We start from the raw sequence: 17,117 nt of genomic DNA on the forward strand, positions 1-17,117 counted from the left end.
CTTAAAAAATGAAATTCAGACACTTCCTACCCTTAGTTATCCTAATTATTAGCCTTAGTGCCAACGCACAGCAAAAAACGAAAGCAACTCCGAGAACAACAACTTATCCCACCTCAATTGATAGGCCAAAATTAGTGGTTGGAATTGTAGTAGATCAAATGCGTTGGGATTTTTTATATCGTTATTACAGCAGATATGGCAATGGAGGTTTCAAACGCTTGGTTAACGAAGGATTTTCTGCAGAAAATACAATAATTCCTTATGTTCCTACCTTAACTGCGTGTGGACATGCGTCAATCTATACTGGAAGTGTTCCGGCCTTAAATGGCATAATTGGCAATAATTGGTACGATCCGCAGTTACGCCGTGATGTGTATTGCGTTGAAGATAAAGACGTAAAAACAGTGGGCAACAACAGTGTAGAGGGATTAATGTCTCCAAAAAATCTGTTGGTAACCACCATGACAGACGAACTTAGGTTAGCCACTAACTTCAAAAGTAAAGTAATCAGTGTTTCGGTTAAGGATCGCGGTGCAATTTTACCCGGTGGACATTCGTCTAACGGATCATACTGGTATGATGATGCCTCTGGGACATTTATCTCGAGCACACATTATATGAACGAACTCCCTACATGGGTAAAACAATTTAATGATCAAAAATGGCCAGACAAATTTTTCGCCAAAGATTGGAATACCCTATATCCCATAGCAACCTACACCAATAGCACAGCTGATGATAAACCCTATGAGCGTTTATTTAAGGACGAAAAAACTTCTACCTTCCCGCATCTATTTAAACAGTATATCAATAAAAATTATTCGATGATGGCCAGCATGCCGTATGGGAATACACTTTTGCTCGAATTGGCGAAATCTGCAATTTCTGGCGAAAAACTTGGTCAGATGGGCAATACAGATTTTTTAGCCGTAAGTCTATCGTCAACAGATTATGTTGGGCATCAATTTGGTCCTAACTCTATTGAAGCAGAAGATACCTATTTACGCTTGGATAAAGATCTAGAAACTTTCTTCACCTATTTGGATCAAACTGTAGGGAAAGGAAATTATTTACTTTTCTTAACTGCAGATCATGGTTCAACCCATACTCCTGCATTTTCTAAGGAAAATAAATTACCGGGCGAAGGCTTAGCTACACGAAAATTCAAAACAGATCTGGATAGTCTCATTTTTTCGAAATTTAAAGTAAGGAAAACCATCTTTACGCTGATCAACAACCAAATAGTTTTTGATAGAGATGCTATTGAAACCGCGAAAGGTGATTACGATCAGATCAAAAAGTTATGTATTGATTATCTTTTGAAGCAAGACGGCATTTTAAACGCTGTAGATCTTAAAAATCTAAGTGAGGCCAGCCTCCCCGCCGAACTTAAAATGAAAATCACCAATGGTTATAACGCACGGAGAAGTGGCGACATTTATTATGTCATAAATCCGGGCTGGTATTCATCCACCAGTCCGGGTACCGGTCATGGGGCTTGGAATCCATATGATAGCCATATTCCGGCTGTATTTATGGGATGGGGAGTGAAGCCCGGCAAATCCAATAAACAACATTACATGACGGATATTGCTCCCACCATTTCTGCGCTTTTGCATATCCAGGAGCCCAGCGGATCAATTGGGCAAGTAATTACTGAATTGATAAAGTAAGAAAATTTCCAAAATGATAATTTAATCTTCGGTTTTTTAAAAGAAATCGAAGATTTTTATTTTAGAGCAACCCTAACTATCAATATCATACCATTTCGGTATTCACCTTTGATAAAACCTTATAATTAACGTACCTTTATCGTTAGTTTCTAACCAATTTACATCAATCCTATCCAATTTCCTACCTAGGAAATTCTCATCTATTATGGAGAACATCGAAATCTACCGACCAAAAAATAAGATCCGTTTTGTTACAGCTGCCGCACTTTTCGATGGGCACGACGCTACTATAAACATCATGCGCCGCATATTACAGTCGTCTGGCGCAGAGGTTATCCATTTGGGCCACAACCGTTCGGTAGATGAAGTAGTAAACTGTGCCATACAAGAAGATGTTCAGGGCATTGCAATGACATCCTACCAAGGTGGGCATATCGAGTATTTTAAATATATGCATGATCTGCTTCAGGAGAGAGGCGCAACCCATATCAAGATATTTGGTGGTGGTGGGGGCGTAATTTTACCGTCTGAAATTGAGGAGCTTCAAGCTTATGGAATTACCAGAATATACTCTCCAGATGATGGACGTAAAATGGGTTTACAGGGCATGATCAATAACATGCTCGAACAAACAGATTTCATTACCACGGCAAAAATTACGAACGAGCTGGTTACCATCCCTCAAAAAAACGTAAAAAGTATCGCCTCAGCTATTACTGTGGCAGAAAATGACCCAGAGGGCGCGCAACATTTTGTTGATGAGCTTAAAAAAATAACCCTCAACAATCAAGCGCCAGTTATAGGAATTACAGGAACTGGCGGTGCAGGGAAATCGTCTCTTGTGGATGAATTGGTAAGAAGATTTCTTGTAGAGGTTAAGGATAAAACCTTGGCCATCATCTCTGTAGACCCTTCCAAACGCAAAACTGGGGGAGCGCTATTGGGAGATCGGATTAGAATGAATGCAATCAATAATCCAAGGATCTACATGCGCTCGTTGGCAACAAGACAAGCAAATTTGGCACTTTCTAAAAATGTTCAAGAAAGTATCGATATCTGTAAGGCCGCTGGATATGATCTAATTATTGTAGAAACATCCGGAATAGGACAATCAGATACCGAAATTACTGAGCATTGCGATGTTTCATTATATGTAATGACACCCGAATTTGGTGCCGCTACGCAGTTGGAGAAAATTGATATGTTGGATTTCGCCGATCTGGTAGCGATTAACAAATTCGACAAGCGAGGTGCTTTAGATGCGCTTCGGGATGTGCGCAAACAATATAAACGTAACCATAATCTTTTCGAAGCCAAAGACGATGAAATCCCAGTTTACGGAACCATGGCATCCCAATTTAACGATCCCGGAATGAACAATCTTTTTGTTGCGCTATTAAGCGGCATTAAAGAGAAAACCGGTGTGGATTTTAAAGCTGCTATGGTAACAACAGCAAATCAATCAGAAAAAATATACATTATCCCACCTGAGCGGATCCGTTACCTTTCAGAAATTGCCGAAGCTAGCGAATCCTACGCTGATTGGGTAGAAAAACAATCTAAAATTGCTAGGAAGCTTTATCAATTGCGAGGGGTCATCGATTTAATCAAAGGGGGTGATATTAAAGCTTCCAATCCCAAGGGAGATCCGATAGCTATCGGATTAGAGGAGGCTTATGCTTTCCTTGAAGAACAATTAGATGGCGAATGTAAACGCCTTCTTCGCCAATGGCCAGCAACCAAAGAAAAGTATAAAGCCGAATTTTTTGTTTATCAGGTAAGAGATAAAGAAATTAAACTGCCTCTTTACTACGAGTCGCTTTCTAAGCTGCAGATTCCTAAAGTATCCTTACCACGATACGAAGATTGGGGCGACATCTTAAAATGGTTACTTACCGAAAATGTGCCCGGAGAATTCCCGTATGCTGCAGGAGTATTTCCACTAAAACGCGAGGGTGAAGATCCAACCCGGATGTTTGCTGGTGAAGGTGGACCAGAAAGAACGAATAAGCGCTTTCATTATGTTTCATTAGGTCAACCAGCCCATCGCTTATCAACTGCGTTTGATTCGGTGACCCTTTACGGCGAAGACCCACACATTAGGCCCGATATTTATGGTAAAATTGGCAACTCTGGCGTGAGCATTGCTACATTGGATGACGCAAAGAAATTGTATTCTGGTTTTGATCTTTGTGCGCCATCAACCTCGGTTTCTATGACCATAAACGGTCCGGCGCCAATGCTGTTAGGCTTTTTTATGAATGCTGCCATTGATCAGCAATGCGAAAGATATATTTTAGAAAATGGATTAGAAGAAGAAATTGAAGCCAAAATAAAGACGATATATGCTGCTAAAGGCATAGAAAGACCTACTTACCAAGGTGATTTGCCTCAGGGCAATAACGGATTGGGCCTAATGTTGCTTGGATTAACCGGAGATGAAGTTTTACCCGCGGATATCTATGCAAAAATTAAAGCGAAAGCAATAAGTTCAGTTAGAGGTACAGTTCAGGCGGATATATTAAAAGAAGATCAGGCACAAAATACCTGCATTTTTTCTACAGAGTTTGCCTTAAGGATGATGGGCGACATCCAAAAATATTTTATTGAGGAAAAAGTACGTAATTTTTATTCGGTATCCATTTCAGGGTATCATATTGCTGAAGCGGGCGCAAATCCAATTTCACAATTGGCATTCACCTTAAGTAATGGCTTCACTTTCGTAGAATATTACCTAAGCAGAGGGATGAATATCGATGATTTTGCCCCCAATCTTTCCTTTTTCTTTAGCAATGGTATTGATCCAGAATACTCGGTAATCGGTCGCGTAGCAAGAAGGATTTGGGCTAAAGCGATTAAGAATAAATATAAAGGTAATGATCGTTCACAAAAATTAAAATACCACATCCAAACCTCGGGCCGCTCTTTGCATGCGCAAGAAATAGATTTTAATGACATCCGAACCACTTTGCAAGCGTTGTATGCCATATATGACAATTGTAATTCACTTCATACCAATGCATACGATGAAGCAATCACCACTCCTACGGAAGAATCGGTACGCAGAGCGATGGCCATTCAACTTATTATCAATCGCGAGTTAGGTTTAGCAAAAAATGAAAACCCATTACAAGGTGCGTTTATCATCGAAGATTTAACAGACTTGGTAGAAGAAGCCGTATTATCAGAATTTAAGCGTATCAATGATCGTGGCGGGGTGCTTGGAGCAATGGAAACCATGTACCAAAGAGGTAAGATCCAGGAAGAGAGCCTCTATTACGAAACCTTAAAGCATACAGGAGAATATCCAATTGTAGGTGTAAATACCTTTTTAAATAAAAATGGATCTCCAACCATTGTTCCCGGTGAGGTTATCAGAGCTACCGAAGAAGAAAAACAATATCAGATTACGGCGCTTAAATCTTTTCAGGATCGAAATGAAGCTCATACTGAAGAAGTACTTAAGAAACTTCAAAAAGCAGCCATCATGGGCGATAATATCTTTGAAAATTTGATGGAAGTGTGTAAGATCTGTTCCTTGGGTCAGATCAGTAAAGCGCTCTATGAGGTTGGAGGGCAATACCGTAGAAACATGTAGTTAAGGTAAGAGGTGAAATGGCAAATGGAATATGGAGCATAGTTTGTAAGGTTACAACCCCATCTTCCCTCTTCCATCTTCCATTTTACATAAGAAAAGCCTTCTTTCGAAGGCTTTTTTTATGCGTTTATCCAACTAAACTTATAATCCATGGTTGGGTTTTTCATTCGATCTGCCACTCTTAGCAAACGGTTTGGCAGAGCCATGATATAATCTCTTGCTTTTTCGCCAGCTTCGTTTAATTCCTGCATACTTTCTATTTTCCACTCTTCGATAAGCTGTTGCATAATTTCAACATAATCTATCGCGGTATAAACGCCTAAACGTTGTGCTGCATCGGTAAAATGACCAAACGTTTGTCCGATTTTAAGTCCCATCTCACGTAAGAAGTGAGCAGGCATTACGATTTTTTTACGCATCATATCTTCAAATGCGATCATCGCTTCACTTGGATCCACTTCAAATATTTTAGACATAAAATCTTTATATGCCTTTGCATGGCGAGCCTCATCAGATGCAATCACACCGCACATTTTAGACAATAGGGTATCACCATCCCTTTTAGCCAAAGAAGCTACTCTTCTGTGGGATATATTGGTTGCCAATTCCTGAAAACTGGTATATACAAAATTACGATATGGATCGTGGCCAGTACCAATATCAAATCCATCAGCAATTAAGTATTGTGTTGAAATTTCCATTTGGCGCATATCTACGCGACCAGATAAGTATAAGTATTTATTTAATAAATCCCCATGGCGATTTTCTTCAGCTGTCCAAGCTCTGTTCCATCTTACCCAACCTCCCTCTTCATCAAGAGAAATATCATCCATAGTCATTAACCAGGATTCGTAAGTGGGTAAAGCTTCTTCGGTAATGGTATCGCCTATAAGTACGGCTACTAGATCATAGGAAAGATCTTTCGCATTTTCTCTTAAAACCTTAATGTCTTGATAAAATGAATCCGAAGTAGAATCAGGCAAAAAATCAGATGGTTGCCAATTGGTATCTATAGGTTTCAAATAGGTAGGCATCATTTTTAACATGTATTTTTCTACATGCAACAATACTTCCTTTCTTGATCCAAAATTGATTTTCATCCGTTAGTTTTATTAATGTTAATTTACTGTTTTTCAGCTGTATTAATGAGCTCGTAAACTCGGTTTATATTTATAATGGTCGGATGGAGCTCGCCATGTTAAAATAATCCATCCAATTCCAATTAAACGACTATTTTAACATGGTCGGTTCATCGTTTTTTATTTAAGGCACAAAGATACGCATAATGCGCCGTTTAGTTTTAGTTTATTTGTAATTAAAACATCACGGAAGACTAAAGGTTTAACAAATGTGCAACAAAATCTAATATGCAATGAGGGTATGCGCTTAGCTTGCATATAATGGTCAGGGGATGGGCAAAGTTGGCGGCTCATTTAAAATTACTAGAAAATCTGAACGTTGCAGAGACCGAACGCGCTTTTTTGCCACACGCTTGTTAGCGGTCGTTGTTATCCTCATCAAGCAGTTGATTTATTTGTTAAGAAACTTTTCTATTAATGCAACAGTTGTGTCTGGCAATGTACTGTGTCCAATTGGAGGGTTTTTTTCGCCAATATATTCTCCGTGTCCACTGGGCAAAATTGCTAACTCGCAATTTGGAATAAGTCTATACATTTCAACAGCATGTTCAGGGTTGCCAACATCTTGTGTGCCGTTCATGATGAATGTAGGTGCTTGTATAGATTTTATTTGGTCGTCTGTCCAATCTTTAAACACTACCATTCTCTGCACATCTTTGTCAAACATATTAAGTAATGCAGTTTGGTCATTATTCACTTTTAAAAACTCGTCTTTAAATTGTTGTGGCATATGGTCAAATGTAACACCATCAAAACCTGACCAAAATTGAGGAAATGTCCCACTGCGTTTATAAAATGCTGAACAAAAAATTAACTTGTTAATTATGCTAGGGTATCGTAAAGCAATTTCAATTAGGGTGTGTCCACCGTTGCTAAAACCTAAAAAATCTGCTTTGTTTATTTCAAGACTTTTTAAAAGTTGTGCAACATCGTTTGCGTCTTGTTCAAAGGTCAAATAAGTCTCTCTGTCCCCTGTTCTTCCATGTGCTTGCAAGTCCATGGCAATAATTCGTCTGTGCTTTGCGAGTTGTGGTATGATTCGTTCAAAGGTAACTTGAATATTAGAACCTCCTCCGTGTATTAGTACAAGTGGTTTACCTTTTCCATATATTTCATAGTACATTTTAAGCCCGTTGACTTCTGAATACCCACTTTTCAAATTATTGTCTGCCATATTCATTGTCTATTAATTTTTATTGGTGTCGATTTACAATGACCGCTAACGTTCCGGGACTTGGCGACAGCTGGCGATTACGATAAATTTCTATGCAATATAACAGGTGGAGATTAAATTTCCTACCAATTTTACTGCGTAGCTTTCGGCTTGCAGCCTCAGGTTGGCAAACCTTTGTTAGTGGCAGTTGCTATAGGTAATGTTTCCAACTATTAATTTATTGGTTTTTCTAGACTCTATTCTTTAAGTTAATTGATACCTGATCATTTTTTTACTTAGCCAGGCAGAAAAATTATTAATGCGTTTGAACTTGTTAATCTTATCATCATCGCCTATTTGCAAAAAGTACCATTTCTCTATGGAAGCGTACGTGCCTACAAACTTATAGCAATTACAAAATGTTCTAATCCCAATTTTAAAATCAATTAAAGAAATGGTATACGGTGTAAATTTGTCCTTTATGTGCTCGTATTCTTCGTGCATTAGGGTGATTGAATTGTTTAAGATAGGTAGTTCACCGTTGCTTCCGTTAATGATTTCCCAAGTAGATAATTCCTTTCTTAAAAAAAGACATAGTTTCTGCCCCTTTTTAGGTTTATCAAATCTTACATCACATGTCCATTCTTTAAACATATTTACAGAAATCGACCCATAAGATTGGCCTTTTAGTGTTTCAGAAATTTTAAAAGTGTAAGAATTATCGATAATCACATCAATTTCTCCAATTACTATTAAGTCTGCGCTTCCAGCAATAACCTCTATTGGAAATTCAAATTTTTTAGCCTCAGCTTTTATTAACGAAAAAAATATGGCTAAAGTTATGATTGTATGTTTCATTGCATTTATCATTTGCTATAACGTTTTGAGGCGTGGAGAAGGTAGTGATTAAAATAGATTTAATAATTAGATGTACATCAATTGAAATTTCCATAATGGTATGAGGGATAAATTCCGATTGTGGATCAAGGAAGAAAGTGTTATGATTACGTGCCGCAAATGCGATTAGTAGGCCAATGGCATAGAAGCACTGGTTTTGAAAGCGAGCAATATGTTGTTATTTCTGGGAAGAAAGGGAAACTTATAATCGAAATAGAGAACGATTAGTTCAAGAACTGGTCGGCGCAAAAAAAGGGCATGAAAAAAGCCCCACCACTTTCGTGATGGGGCGTTTAAGATCTGGCACCGACCTACTCTCCCACATGTTACTGCAGTACCATCGGCTCTGGCGGGCTTAACTTCTCTGTTCGGAATGGGAAGAGGTGGACACCGCCGATATAGGCACCTGAATTTCCTTATGCCCCAAGGGGGCATATGATGACATATTATTGAAAGAAGTCTTTTCAGAAGAGCAAACAGCATTTGCCTTGATGAAAGCTTCGGGCTATTAGTAATACTCGACTGTGGTGTCGCCACCTTTACATCTGTATCCTATCGACGTAGTAGTCTTCTACGGCCCTATAAGGAATTCTCATCTCGTGGCCAGTTTCGCACTTAGATGCTTTCAGCGCTTATCTGTTCCCAGCGTAGCTACTCTGCAATGCCCCTGGCGGAACAACAGATTCACTAGAGGCTGGTCCAACCCGGTCCTCTCGTACTAAGGTCAGCCCCACTCAAAATTCCTACGCCCACAACAGATAGGGACCGAACTGTCTCGCGACGTTCTGAACCCAGCTCGCGTGCCACTTTAATCGGCGAACAGCCGAACCCTTGGGACCTTCTCCAGCCCCAGGATGTGACGAGCCGACATCGAGGTGCCAAACCTCCCCGTCGATATGAGCTCTTGGGGGAGATCAGCCTGTTATCCCCAGCGTACCTTTTATCCTTTGAGCGATGGCCCTTCCATGCAGAACCACCGGATCACTATATCCGTCTTTCGACCCTGCTCGGCTTGTCTGCCTCACAGTCAAGCAAGCTTATGCTATTGCACTCCGCGTACGGTTACCAAGCGTACTGAGCTTACCTTTGAAAGCCTCCGTTACCTTTTTGGAGGCGACCACCCCAGTCAAACTACCCATCAAACAATGTCCCCCGCTTGGCGGGGTTAGACACCGAATACAGAAAGGGTGGTATTTCAACGTCGGCTCCACGATGCCTGGCGACACCGCTTCAAAGCCTCCCACCTATCCTACACATCCTGTACCCAATGTCAATGTTAAACTGTAGTGAAGGTGCATGGGGTCTTTCCGTCCCGTTGCGGGTACCCGGCGTCTTCACCGGGACCACAATTTCACCGAGCTCATGGCTGAGACAGCGCCCAGATCGTTACACCATTCGTGCAGGTCGGAACTTACCCGACAAGGAATTTCGCTACCTTAGGACCGTTATAGTTACGGCCGCCGTTTACTGGGGCTTCGATTCAATGCTTCTCCTTGCGGATGACATCCCCTCTTAACCTTCCAGCACCGGGCAGGTGTCAGGCCTTATACCTCATCTTTCGATTTTGCAAAGCCATGTGTTTTTGTTAAACAGTCGCCTGGGCCTTTTCACTGCGGCTCCGCTTGCGCGGAGCGCCCCTTCTCCCGAAGTTACAGGGCCATTTTGCCGAGTTCCTTAGCCATGATTCACTCGAGCACCTTAGAATTCTCTTCCCGGATACCTGTGTCGGTTTGCGGTACGGGTCCTTATAGACTGGAGCTTAGCGGTTTTTCTTGGAAGTCTGATTACCTGCGCTATCCGTTCGCCCGAAGGTCCACGGTACTATCGGCTTTAAGCAAGGACTGCGGATTTGCCTACAGTCCCTATACCTACGGCCTTCAACGAACTATTCCGTCAGTTCGCGGCAGTTCCACTACTCCGTCCCCACATCGCATCTATAAAGAGTACGGTAATATTAAACCGTTGTCCATCGAGTATCCCCTTCGGGTTCCCCTTAGGCCCCGACTAACCCTGATCCGATTAGCGTTGATCAGGAAACCTTATCCTTTCGGTGGGCGGGTTTCTCTCCCGCCTTATCGTTACTTATGCCTACATTTGCTTTTCCAGAAGCTCCACCGCAGCTCGCGCTGCGACTTCGCCGCCGCTGGAATGCTCCCCTACCGTAATATAAATATTACCCATAGCTTCGGTATACCACTTAATGCCCGTTTATTATCCATGCACGATCGCTCGACTAGTGAGCTGTTACGCACTCTTTAAATGAATGGCTGCTTCCAAGCCAACATCCTAGCTGTCTGTGCAATCGCACCTCGTTAGTTCAACTTAGCGGTAATTTAGGGACCTTAGCTGATGGTCTGGGTTCTTTCCCTCTCGGCGCGTGACCTTAGCACCCCGCGCCTCACTGCCGGCCATATTATACAGCATTCGGAGTTTGTCTGGATTTGGTAGGATTTGACTCCCCCGCACCCAATCAGTAGCTCTACCTCTGTATAACTCTATGCCGACGCTGTTCCTAAAAACATTTCGGGGAGTACGAGCTATTTCCCAGTTTGATTAGCCTTTCACCCCTACCCACAGATCATCCGGAAACTTTTCAACGTTTATCGGTTCGGTCCTCCAGTACGTGTTACCGCACCTTCAACCTGTCCATGGGTAGATCACAAGGTTTCGCGTCTACCTCCCCTGACTGTGCGCCCTGTTCAGACTCGCTTTCGCTTCGGATCCGCGCCTTCAGCGCTTAACCTTGCCAGGGAAGAGTAACTCGTAGGCTCATTATGCAAAAGGCACGCCGTCACGCCACCTGGACGCTCCGACCGCTTGTAAGTATACGGTTTCAGGTTCTATTTCACTCCCCTGTTCGGGGTTCTTTTCACCTTTCCCTCACGGTACTGGTTCACTATCGGTCTCTCGGGAGTATTTAGCCTTACCGGATGGTGCCGGCAGATTCCCACAAGGCGTCTCCGACCTCGCGGTACTCAGGATACTGATGGGCCAATGGTGCATACGTGTACGAGGCTATCACTCTGTACCGCCGGGATTCCCATCCCGTTCCACTTCGCTGCATTGTAACCGTATCTCAGTCCTACAACCCCGTCCATGCCGTAACATGAACGGTTTGGGCTCTTTCCCTTTCGCTCGCCACTACTCAGGAAATCATTGTTATTTTCTCTTCCTCTGCTTACTTAGATGTTTCAGTTCGGCAGGTTTGCGCACTGTGTGCGACATGTCTTCAACATGCCAGGTTTCCCCATTCGGAAATCCGCGGATCAAGTCATATTTGCTGATCCCCGCGGCTTATCGCAGCTTATCACGTCCTTCATCGCCTCCGAGAGCCAAGGCATCCCCCGTATACTCTTTCTTACTTTCTTCCACTGGTGCGCCTTTTGCGCCGCACCGTGTGCTTTTTTGATATGATATGAACATTGAGATGTGAGATATGGGATCGCTCCCCTACCGTCAGACCCCAACAGATCAAATCGTCTCTATTGTTGTTTGCTCTTCTTATTAACTTCTTCCAATATGTCAAAGAACTTTTCTGTCCCGGCCCCGGGGGGCTATTTGCTCGGCACTTCTGTAACAGTGCCCGGTGAGGGTGGAGAATAACGGAGTCGAACCGTTGACCTCCTGCGTGCAAGGCAGGCGCTCTAGCCAGCTGAGCTAATCCCCCAAAAAAACGCTAGCTGTAGTCCCGTCCAGATTTGAACTGGAGACCCCTACATTATCAGTGTAGTGCTCTAACCAGGCTGAGCTACGGGACTAAAATTCAGTTCACAGCGCACAATTAGCAGTTGCCAGATTTGAACTGCTGAACTGTTAACCGTCAACTGGAAACCTATCCGTCCCTGCTTTTCCCGCAGAGCCACTGATGGCTTGTCTTCTTGGTTTTTCCTTAAGAGATATGTATCATTTTTTAGCGCAGTGGGTAGTCTTTCCTACTCCAGAAAGGAGGTATTCCAGCCGCACCTTCCGGTACGGCTACCTTGTTACGACTTAGCCCCAGTTATCGGTTTTACCCTAGGACGCTCCTTGCGGTTACGTACTTTAGGTACCCCCAACTTCCATGGCTTGACGGGCGGTGTGTACAAGGCCCGGGAACGTATTCACCGCATCATTGCTGATATGCGATTACTAGCGAATCCAACTTCACGGGGTCGAGTTGCAGACCCCGATCCGAACTGTGAACGGCTTTTTGAGATTTGCGCACCATCGCTGGCTGGCTGCCCTCTGTACCGTCCATTGTAGCACGTGTGTAGCCCCGGACGTAAGGGCCATGATGACTTGACGTCGTCCCCTCCTTCCTCTCTGTTTGCACAGGCAGTCTGTCTAGAGTCCCCACCATGACGTGCTGGCAACTAGACATAGGGGTTGCGCTCGTTGCGGGACTTAACCCAACACCTCACGGCACGAGCTGACGACAGCCATGCAGCACCTAGTTTCGTGTCCTTGCGGACTGTCCCATCTCTGGGACATTCACTAACTTTCAAGCCCGGGTAAGGTTCCTCGCGTATCATCGAATTAAACCACATGCTCCTCCGCTTGTGCGGGCCCCCGTCAATTCCTTTGAGTTTCACCCTTGCGGGCGTACTCCCCAGGTGGAACACTTAACGCTTTCGCTTAGCCGCTGACTGTGTATCGCCAACAGCGAGTGTTCATCGTTTAGGGCGTGGACTACCAGGGTATCTAATCCTGTTTGATCCCCACGCTTTCGTGCCTCAGCGTCAATAAGACCATAGTAAGCTGCCTTCGCAATCGGTGTTCTGTGACATATCTATGCATTTCACCGCTACTTGTCACATTCCGCCTACCTCTAGTCAATTCAAGCCCATCAGTATCAAGGGCACTGCGATAGTTGAGCTACCGTCTTTCACCCCTGACTTAACAGGCCGCCTACGCACCCTTTAAACCCAATAAATCCGGATAACGCTTGGATCCTCCGTATTACCGCGGCTGCTGGCACGGAGTTAGCCGATCCTTATTCCTTCGGTACATTCAGCCCGCTACACGTAGCGGGGTTTATTCCCGAATAAAAGCAGTTTACAACCCAGAGGGCCGTCTTCCTGCACGCGGCATGGCTGGTTCAGAGTTGCCTCCATTGACCAATATTCCTTACTGCTGCCTCCCGTAGGAGTCTGGTCCGTGTCTCAGTACCAGTGTGGGGGGCCATCCTCTCAGATCCCCTAGACATCGTCGCCTTGGTGGGCCGTTACCCCGCCAACCAGCTAATGTCACGCATGCCCATCTCTATCCCATGAATGTTTGACCATCCGGCCATGCGGCCGAAAGGTGTTATGCGGTGTTAATCCGAATTTCTTCGGGCTATCCCCCAGATAAAGGTAGGTTGCATACGCGTTACGCACCCGTGCGCCGGTCTCAAGCTAGCAAGCTAGCTCTACCCCTCGACTTGCATGTATTAGGCCTGCCGCTAGCGTTCATCCTGAGCCAGGATCAAACTCTCCATTGTAAAATGTTGTAGTTCGAACACTGACCATTCTTATTCTAACGAATTATTAATAGTCTTCTTGTATTCTGTATTATGTTGTCTGATAGAACAGACTTAAGAAACTCCAGCGGTCGCATGTACTTTGCAATACTGTTGCTTGCCCCGCTGCGCTTTTTTAAAATGATATCTCTTTAATGAACTTTCCGATCTTACCTCGCGGCGATCTGTATATGTTGCGATTGGCTGTTTTCCGTTGTCCGGTGGTCCTTTTTAGTCCACCGTTTCCCTTCGGTTGCCCCTCGTTTCAATCTTGTCTTTATGTCCTGCCAACATCCGTTGGCGAACTCCCGTTTTGTTTGGGACTGCAAAGGTAGAAAACTTTTTTAATCCAGCAAACTTTTTTTGAAAAAAATTTAGAAGATTTTTAATCTCTTATTAGTTTGCCTTTTTCGCCTTACATAATTTCAATCTCCCTCACTTTTCTTCGCCCCCTCTCCTTCCGAAGCGGGATGCAAAGGTAACAAAATTCTCTATCCCCTAAAAATAATCTGCGAATTTTTTAGCTGTCTTTTATAAGTGGCTTAGAATAAGGTGATTTGTTTTCTCGACTTGGGAGCATAGAGCATAGAGCAGGTAGCATAGAGCAGAGGAAAGAGCAGAGAGTTGGGAGTTGGGAGAGGTTTAAAAGTTAACTTATATATATATATATGTATATTAATAGATAGGCCATTTTACATTATCCATTAAAATATGTTTCTTAGCAGTAAATTAAAACTAGTTTAACTAAACAAATTCACCTACATGAAAAAACTATTCCTCATCGCCCTTACCTTACTAACGTCAAGTGTTTGCCTGGCTCAAAAAGAAAAAATAGAACTAAGACTGGCAAAAGACGTAACCTATCCCCAACGTATGTCTTCCGACCTTGTAATTACCCAAGAAGTTAGTGGACAAACCATGGTAATTAAAATGGGAATAGGCGGCAAAATGACCTACAAGATTTTAGACATCATAAATAATATATATACCATAGAGGTAGGATATGAAAGTTTAAGCCTCAAAATGGATGTCCAAGGTAATGTAATGTCTTATACCTCAGAAAACACCACTGACTTATTCGGGAAAATCTTTAATGCAATAACCAAAAAGAAATTCTTGATCAAAATGGATAGGAAAGGAAATGTTGTTGAGGTTCAAAATGCAGATAATCTATTTGATTCTGTTTTTGATCAGTTTACCGAAATACCTGATGCACAGAAAAAGCAATTAAAGGATCAGCTCGCAGAAAGCTATGGAGAAAAAGCTTTTAAAGGGAACTTGGAAATGAGTTTGGCCATATTCCCAACCGCGCCAGTAACTAAAGGAGAAAGCTGGAATACTAAAACAGCACTGAGATCAAAGATGGCAATGGATATCGAAAATACATTCACCCTAAAAGAAATTACTGATACCTATTATCTTATCACCTGTTCCTCTATTCTTACCCCCGACCCAAAAGCAGGCTATGTACAAGCTAACGGGATGGAGATGATGTATAATCTAAATGGAACGATGAATGCAGAAATAAAAATCGACAAAAAAACAGGTTGGGTGATCAACAGTAATTACGAGCAAACCCTTAATGGGTCTACAACGTTCAAAGCATCCGACCAACTCCCAGAAGGCATGGTAATTCCTATGAAAATGGTTAATAAAATGATTTTTAGCGATAAATAGCGATTCGTCGGTTTATCTTGCTAAACAAGATGATCAGGTTTATGTTAAAAATTGTTAAGTGTTTGACGGGTTCAAAGGCTTTATTTAGCTTAGCGAACTATTAGCGTTTTGCGATAAGCGTATTGAATCGCCATACGCCAAACTCCAAACGCTAGGCACAAATTAATTGACGTTATCGTATTATTACCTTATCTTTGCACAATGTTTAAAATTAAACACCTCCTTATTTTAAGTTTTATATTCATTTTATTAGGCACAACTGGCTGTAAAAGCCGTTTTGAAAAATTACGCCTTAGTAATGATGTAGGTAAAAAGTATGCAGAAGGTATTAGACTCTATAACAAGAAGGACTATGCAAAGGCATTGATCTTATTTGAAGGCCTTGCCCAAAAATACAGGGGAACTGCCGAAGCTGAAGACCTTAACTATTATTATGCCTTTACACTTTACCACTTAAAAGATTATACAACAGCTCGTTACAAATTTAAAGAATTTGCTGACACTTACCCAGCAAGTAAAAATGCAGAAGAGTGTAGATATATGGGAGCCTATTGCTACTTTTTGGATTCTCCCAAATCTTCGTTGGATCAAGAAAATACGTATAAAGCTATTGATGCATTGCAATTGTTTATCAACCTATATCCGAAAAGCGATCGTGCAACACAAGCGGCCCAATATATTGCTGTTTTACGTGGGAAACTGGAAAGCAAAGCCTTTGAAAACGCTAAATTATACTACGATCTTGGGGGTTACGATATTACCTATTATAAATCAGCTGTTGTTGCTTTAAAAAACGCACAGATAGAATTTCCTGATATTAAATATGCCGAAGAAATGAATTTGTTGATTGTAAAATCACAATACATGTATGCGAAAAACAGTTATGCAAATAGACAGGAAGATCGCTATAATGAAGCTATAGGTTATTATAATGAATTTACAGAAGCTTATCCCAATAGTAAATATGCCAAAGAGGCTAAGCAATTGAAAGACGATAGCATTGCAGGTATTGCTGCTGCAAAACAAGTTCTCGCAGAAGATGCCGCCTTAATAGCTAAATACAATGCACTGAATAAAGATAAGAAGCAAAAAGACAGTACAGAGAAAAAAATAGAGATTAAAAACCCATAATATAATGAATACACCAAAACCCGCTATACCAAATACTACGGTAACGAGAAATGTACATGATTTGGATCAGACTACTGATAACATTTATGAATCTTTAGTGATCATTTCAAAAAGGGCTAATCAGATTTCTAATAACATGAAAGAAGAATTACATGGCAAATTGGCCGAGTTTGCTTCTTCAAACGATAACTTGGAAGAGATTTTTGAAAACAGAGAGCAGATTGAGATTAGCAAACACTATGAGCGTATGCCTAAGCCTAGCTTAATTGCAATCGATGAGTTTTTGAATGGGAAAGTATACCACAGAAATCCTGCTAAAGAGCAACAGAAATAATTAGCCTGGGGCATGGCGCTTGGCGCATAGCGTTTT

At 42.2% G+C, this 17,117-nt stretch carries 9 protein-coding genes, 2 tRNA genes and 3 rRNA genes; 6 read left to right on the forward strand and 8 right to left on the reverse strand.

Annotated elements, in window-relative coordinates; translation table 11 throughout:
- Positions 1-8: 8 nt before the first annotated feature.
- Both pafA and AC6H0V_RS09660 read left to right on the forward strand, forming a co-directional pair.
- Positions 9-1,673, forward strand: coding sequence for an alkaline phosphatase PafA (gene pafA / locus AC6H0V_RS09655; RefSeq protein ID WP_497559985.1), 1,665 nt, complete (start codon positions 9-11; stop codon positions 1,671-1,673).
- Between the two features lie 205 nt (positions 1,674-1,878).
- Entirely contained in the window at positions 1,879-5,271 is a 3,393-nt protein-coding gene (locus AC6H0V_RS09660) for a methylmalonyl-CoA mutase family protein (RefSeq protein ID WP_497559986.1), read from the forward strand.
- Between the two features lie 119 nt (positions 5,272-5,390).
- Here the strand turns inward: AC6H0V_RS09660 and AC6H0V_RS09665 are convergent, their stop codons facing one another.
- The 3 genes from AC6H0V_RS09665 to AC6H0V_RS09675 all read right to left on the reverse strand — a co-directional run bounded on the left by AC6H0V_RS09665 (position 5,391) and on the right by AC6H0V_RS09675 (position 8,421).
- Positions 5,391-6,371, reverse strand: coding sequence for an acyl-ACP desaturase (locus AC6H0V_RS09665; protein WP_497559987.1), 981 nt, complete (start codon positions 6,369-6,371; stop codon positions 5,391-5,393).
- 430 nt (positions 6,372-6,801) lie between these two features.
- Complete coding sequence (locus AC6H0V_RS09670) at positions 6,802-7,584, reverse strand: alpha/beta fold hydrolase (protein WP_497559988.1); 783 nt, start codon at positions 7,582-7,584, stop codon at positions 6,802-6,804.
- A 243-nt stretch (positions 7,585-7,827) separates the two neighbouring features.
- Positions 7,828-8,421: a hypothetical protein gene (locus AC6H0V_RS09675; protein ID WP_497559989.1), complete on the reverse strand. Its 594-nt coding sequence runs from the start codon at positions 8,419-8,421 to the stop codon at positions 7,828-7,830.
- A 150-nt stretch (positions 8,422-8,571) separates the two neighbouring features.
- Between AC6H0V_RS09675 and AC6H0V_RS09680 the strand changes: the two genes are divergently transcribed.
- Positions 8,572-8,688 (forward strand): SymE family type I addiction module toxin, encoded by a 117-nt coding sequence (locus AC6H0V_RS09680; protein WP_497563373.1) that lies wholly within the window; start codon positions 8,572-8,574, stop codon positions 8,686-8,688.
- Positions 8,689-8,758: 70 nt separating this feature from the next.
- On the opposite strand, the gene rrf is transcribed toward AC6H0V_RS09680, so the two are convergent.
- The 5 genes from rrf to AC6H0V_RS09705 form a co-directional block, all read right to left on the reverse strand.
- Positions 8,759-8,870: ribosomal RNA gene (gene rrf / locus AC6H0V_RS09685) — 5S ribosomal RNA — on the reverse strand.
- Between the two features lie 78 nt (positions 8,871-8,948).
- Positions 8,949-11,829 (reverse strand): 23S ribosomal RNA (locus AC6H0V_RS09690).
- Positions 11,830-12,053: 224 nt separating this feature from the next.
- A tRNA-Ala gene (locus AC6H0V_RS09695) sits at positions 12,054-12,127 on the reverse strand.
- 16 nt (positions 12,128-12,143) lie between these two features.
- Positions 12,144-12,218 (reverse strand) — tRNA-Ile (locus AC6H0V_RS09700).
- A gap of 183 nt (positions 12,219-12,401) precedes the next feature.
- Positions 12,402-13,921: ribosomal RNA gene (locus AC6H0V_RS09705) — 16S ribosomal RNA — on the reverse strand.
- Together the 16S, 23S and 5S rRNA genes with 2 tRNA genes alongside form the textbook arrangement of a ribosomal RNA operon.
- Positions 13,922-14,701: 780 nt before the next feature.
- On the opposite strand from AC6H0V_RS09705, the gene AC6H0V_RS09710 reads away from it, so the two are divergent.
- The 3 genes from AC6H0V_RS09710 (at position 14,702) to AC6H0V_RS09720 (ending at position 17,081) form a co-directional block, all read left to right on the forward strand.
- On the forward strand, positions 14,702-15,616 hold the full coding sequence (locus AC6H0V_RS09710; protein WP_497559990.1) for a DUF6263 family protein: 915 nt from the start codon (positions 14,702-14,704) through the stop codon (positions 15,614-15,616).
- Between the two features lie 201 nt (positions 15,617-15,817).
- Positions 15,818-16,747 carry an outer membrane protein assembly factor BamD gene (locus AC6H0V_RS09715; protein WP_497559991.1) on the forward strand — a complete coding sequence of 310 codons (930 nt, stop codon included), beginning with the start codon at positions 15,818-15,820 and terminating at the stop codon, positions 16,745-16,747.
- A 4-nt stretch (positions 16,748-16,751) separates the two neighbouring features.
- The gene (locus AC6H0V_RS09720) at positions 16,752-17,081 is read left to right on the forward strand and encodes a DNA-directed RNA polymerase subunit omega (RefSeq protein ID WP_497559992.1); all 330 of its coding nucleotides are present in this window, start codon (positions 16,752-16,754) and stop codon (positions 17,079-17,081) included.
- Positions 17,082-17,117: the final 36 nt, after the last annotated feature.

The organism is Pedobacter sp. NO84 (assembly GCF_059703915.1).

What these genes read in the sequence shown, in the direction of transcription:
- pafA (WP_497559985.1), top strand. Translation starts at nt 9, where the DNA reads ATGAAATTCAGACACTTCCTACCCTTAGTTATCCTAATTATTAGCCTT.
- AC6H0V_RS09660 (WP_497559986.1), top strand. Translation starts at nt 1,879, where the DNA reads ATGGAGAACATCGAAATCTACCGACCAAAAAATAAGATCCGTTTTGTT.
- AC6H0V_RS09665 (WP_497559987.1), bottom strand. Translation starts at nt 6,371, where the DNA reads ATGAAAATCAATTTTGGATCAAGAAAGGAAGTATTGTTGCATGTAGAA.
- AC6H0V_RS09670 (WP_497559988.1), bottom strand. Translation starts at nt 7,584, where the DNA reads ATGGCAGACAATAATTTGAAAAGTGGGTATTCAGAAGTCAACGGGCTT.
- AC6H0V_RS09675 (WP_497559989.1), bottom strand. Translation starts at nt 8,421, where the DNA reads ATGAAACATACAATCATAACTTTAGCCATATTTTTTTCGTTAATAAAA.
- AC6H0V_RS09710 (WP_497559990.1), top strand. Translation starts at nt 14,702, where the DNA reads ATGAAAAAACTATTCCTCATCGCCCTTACCTTACTAACGTCAAGTGTT.
- AC6H0V_RS09715 (WP_497559991.1), top strand. Translation starts at nt 15,818, where the DNA reads ATGTTTAAAATTAAACACCTCCTTATTTTAAGTTTTATATTCATTTTA.
- AC6H0V_RS09720 (WP_497559992.1), top strand. Translation starts at nt 16,752, where the DNA reads ATGAATACACCAAAACCCGCTATACCAAATACTACGGTAACGAGAAAT.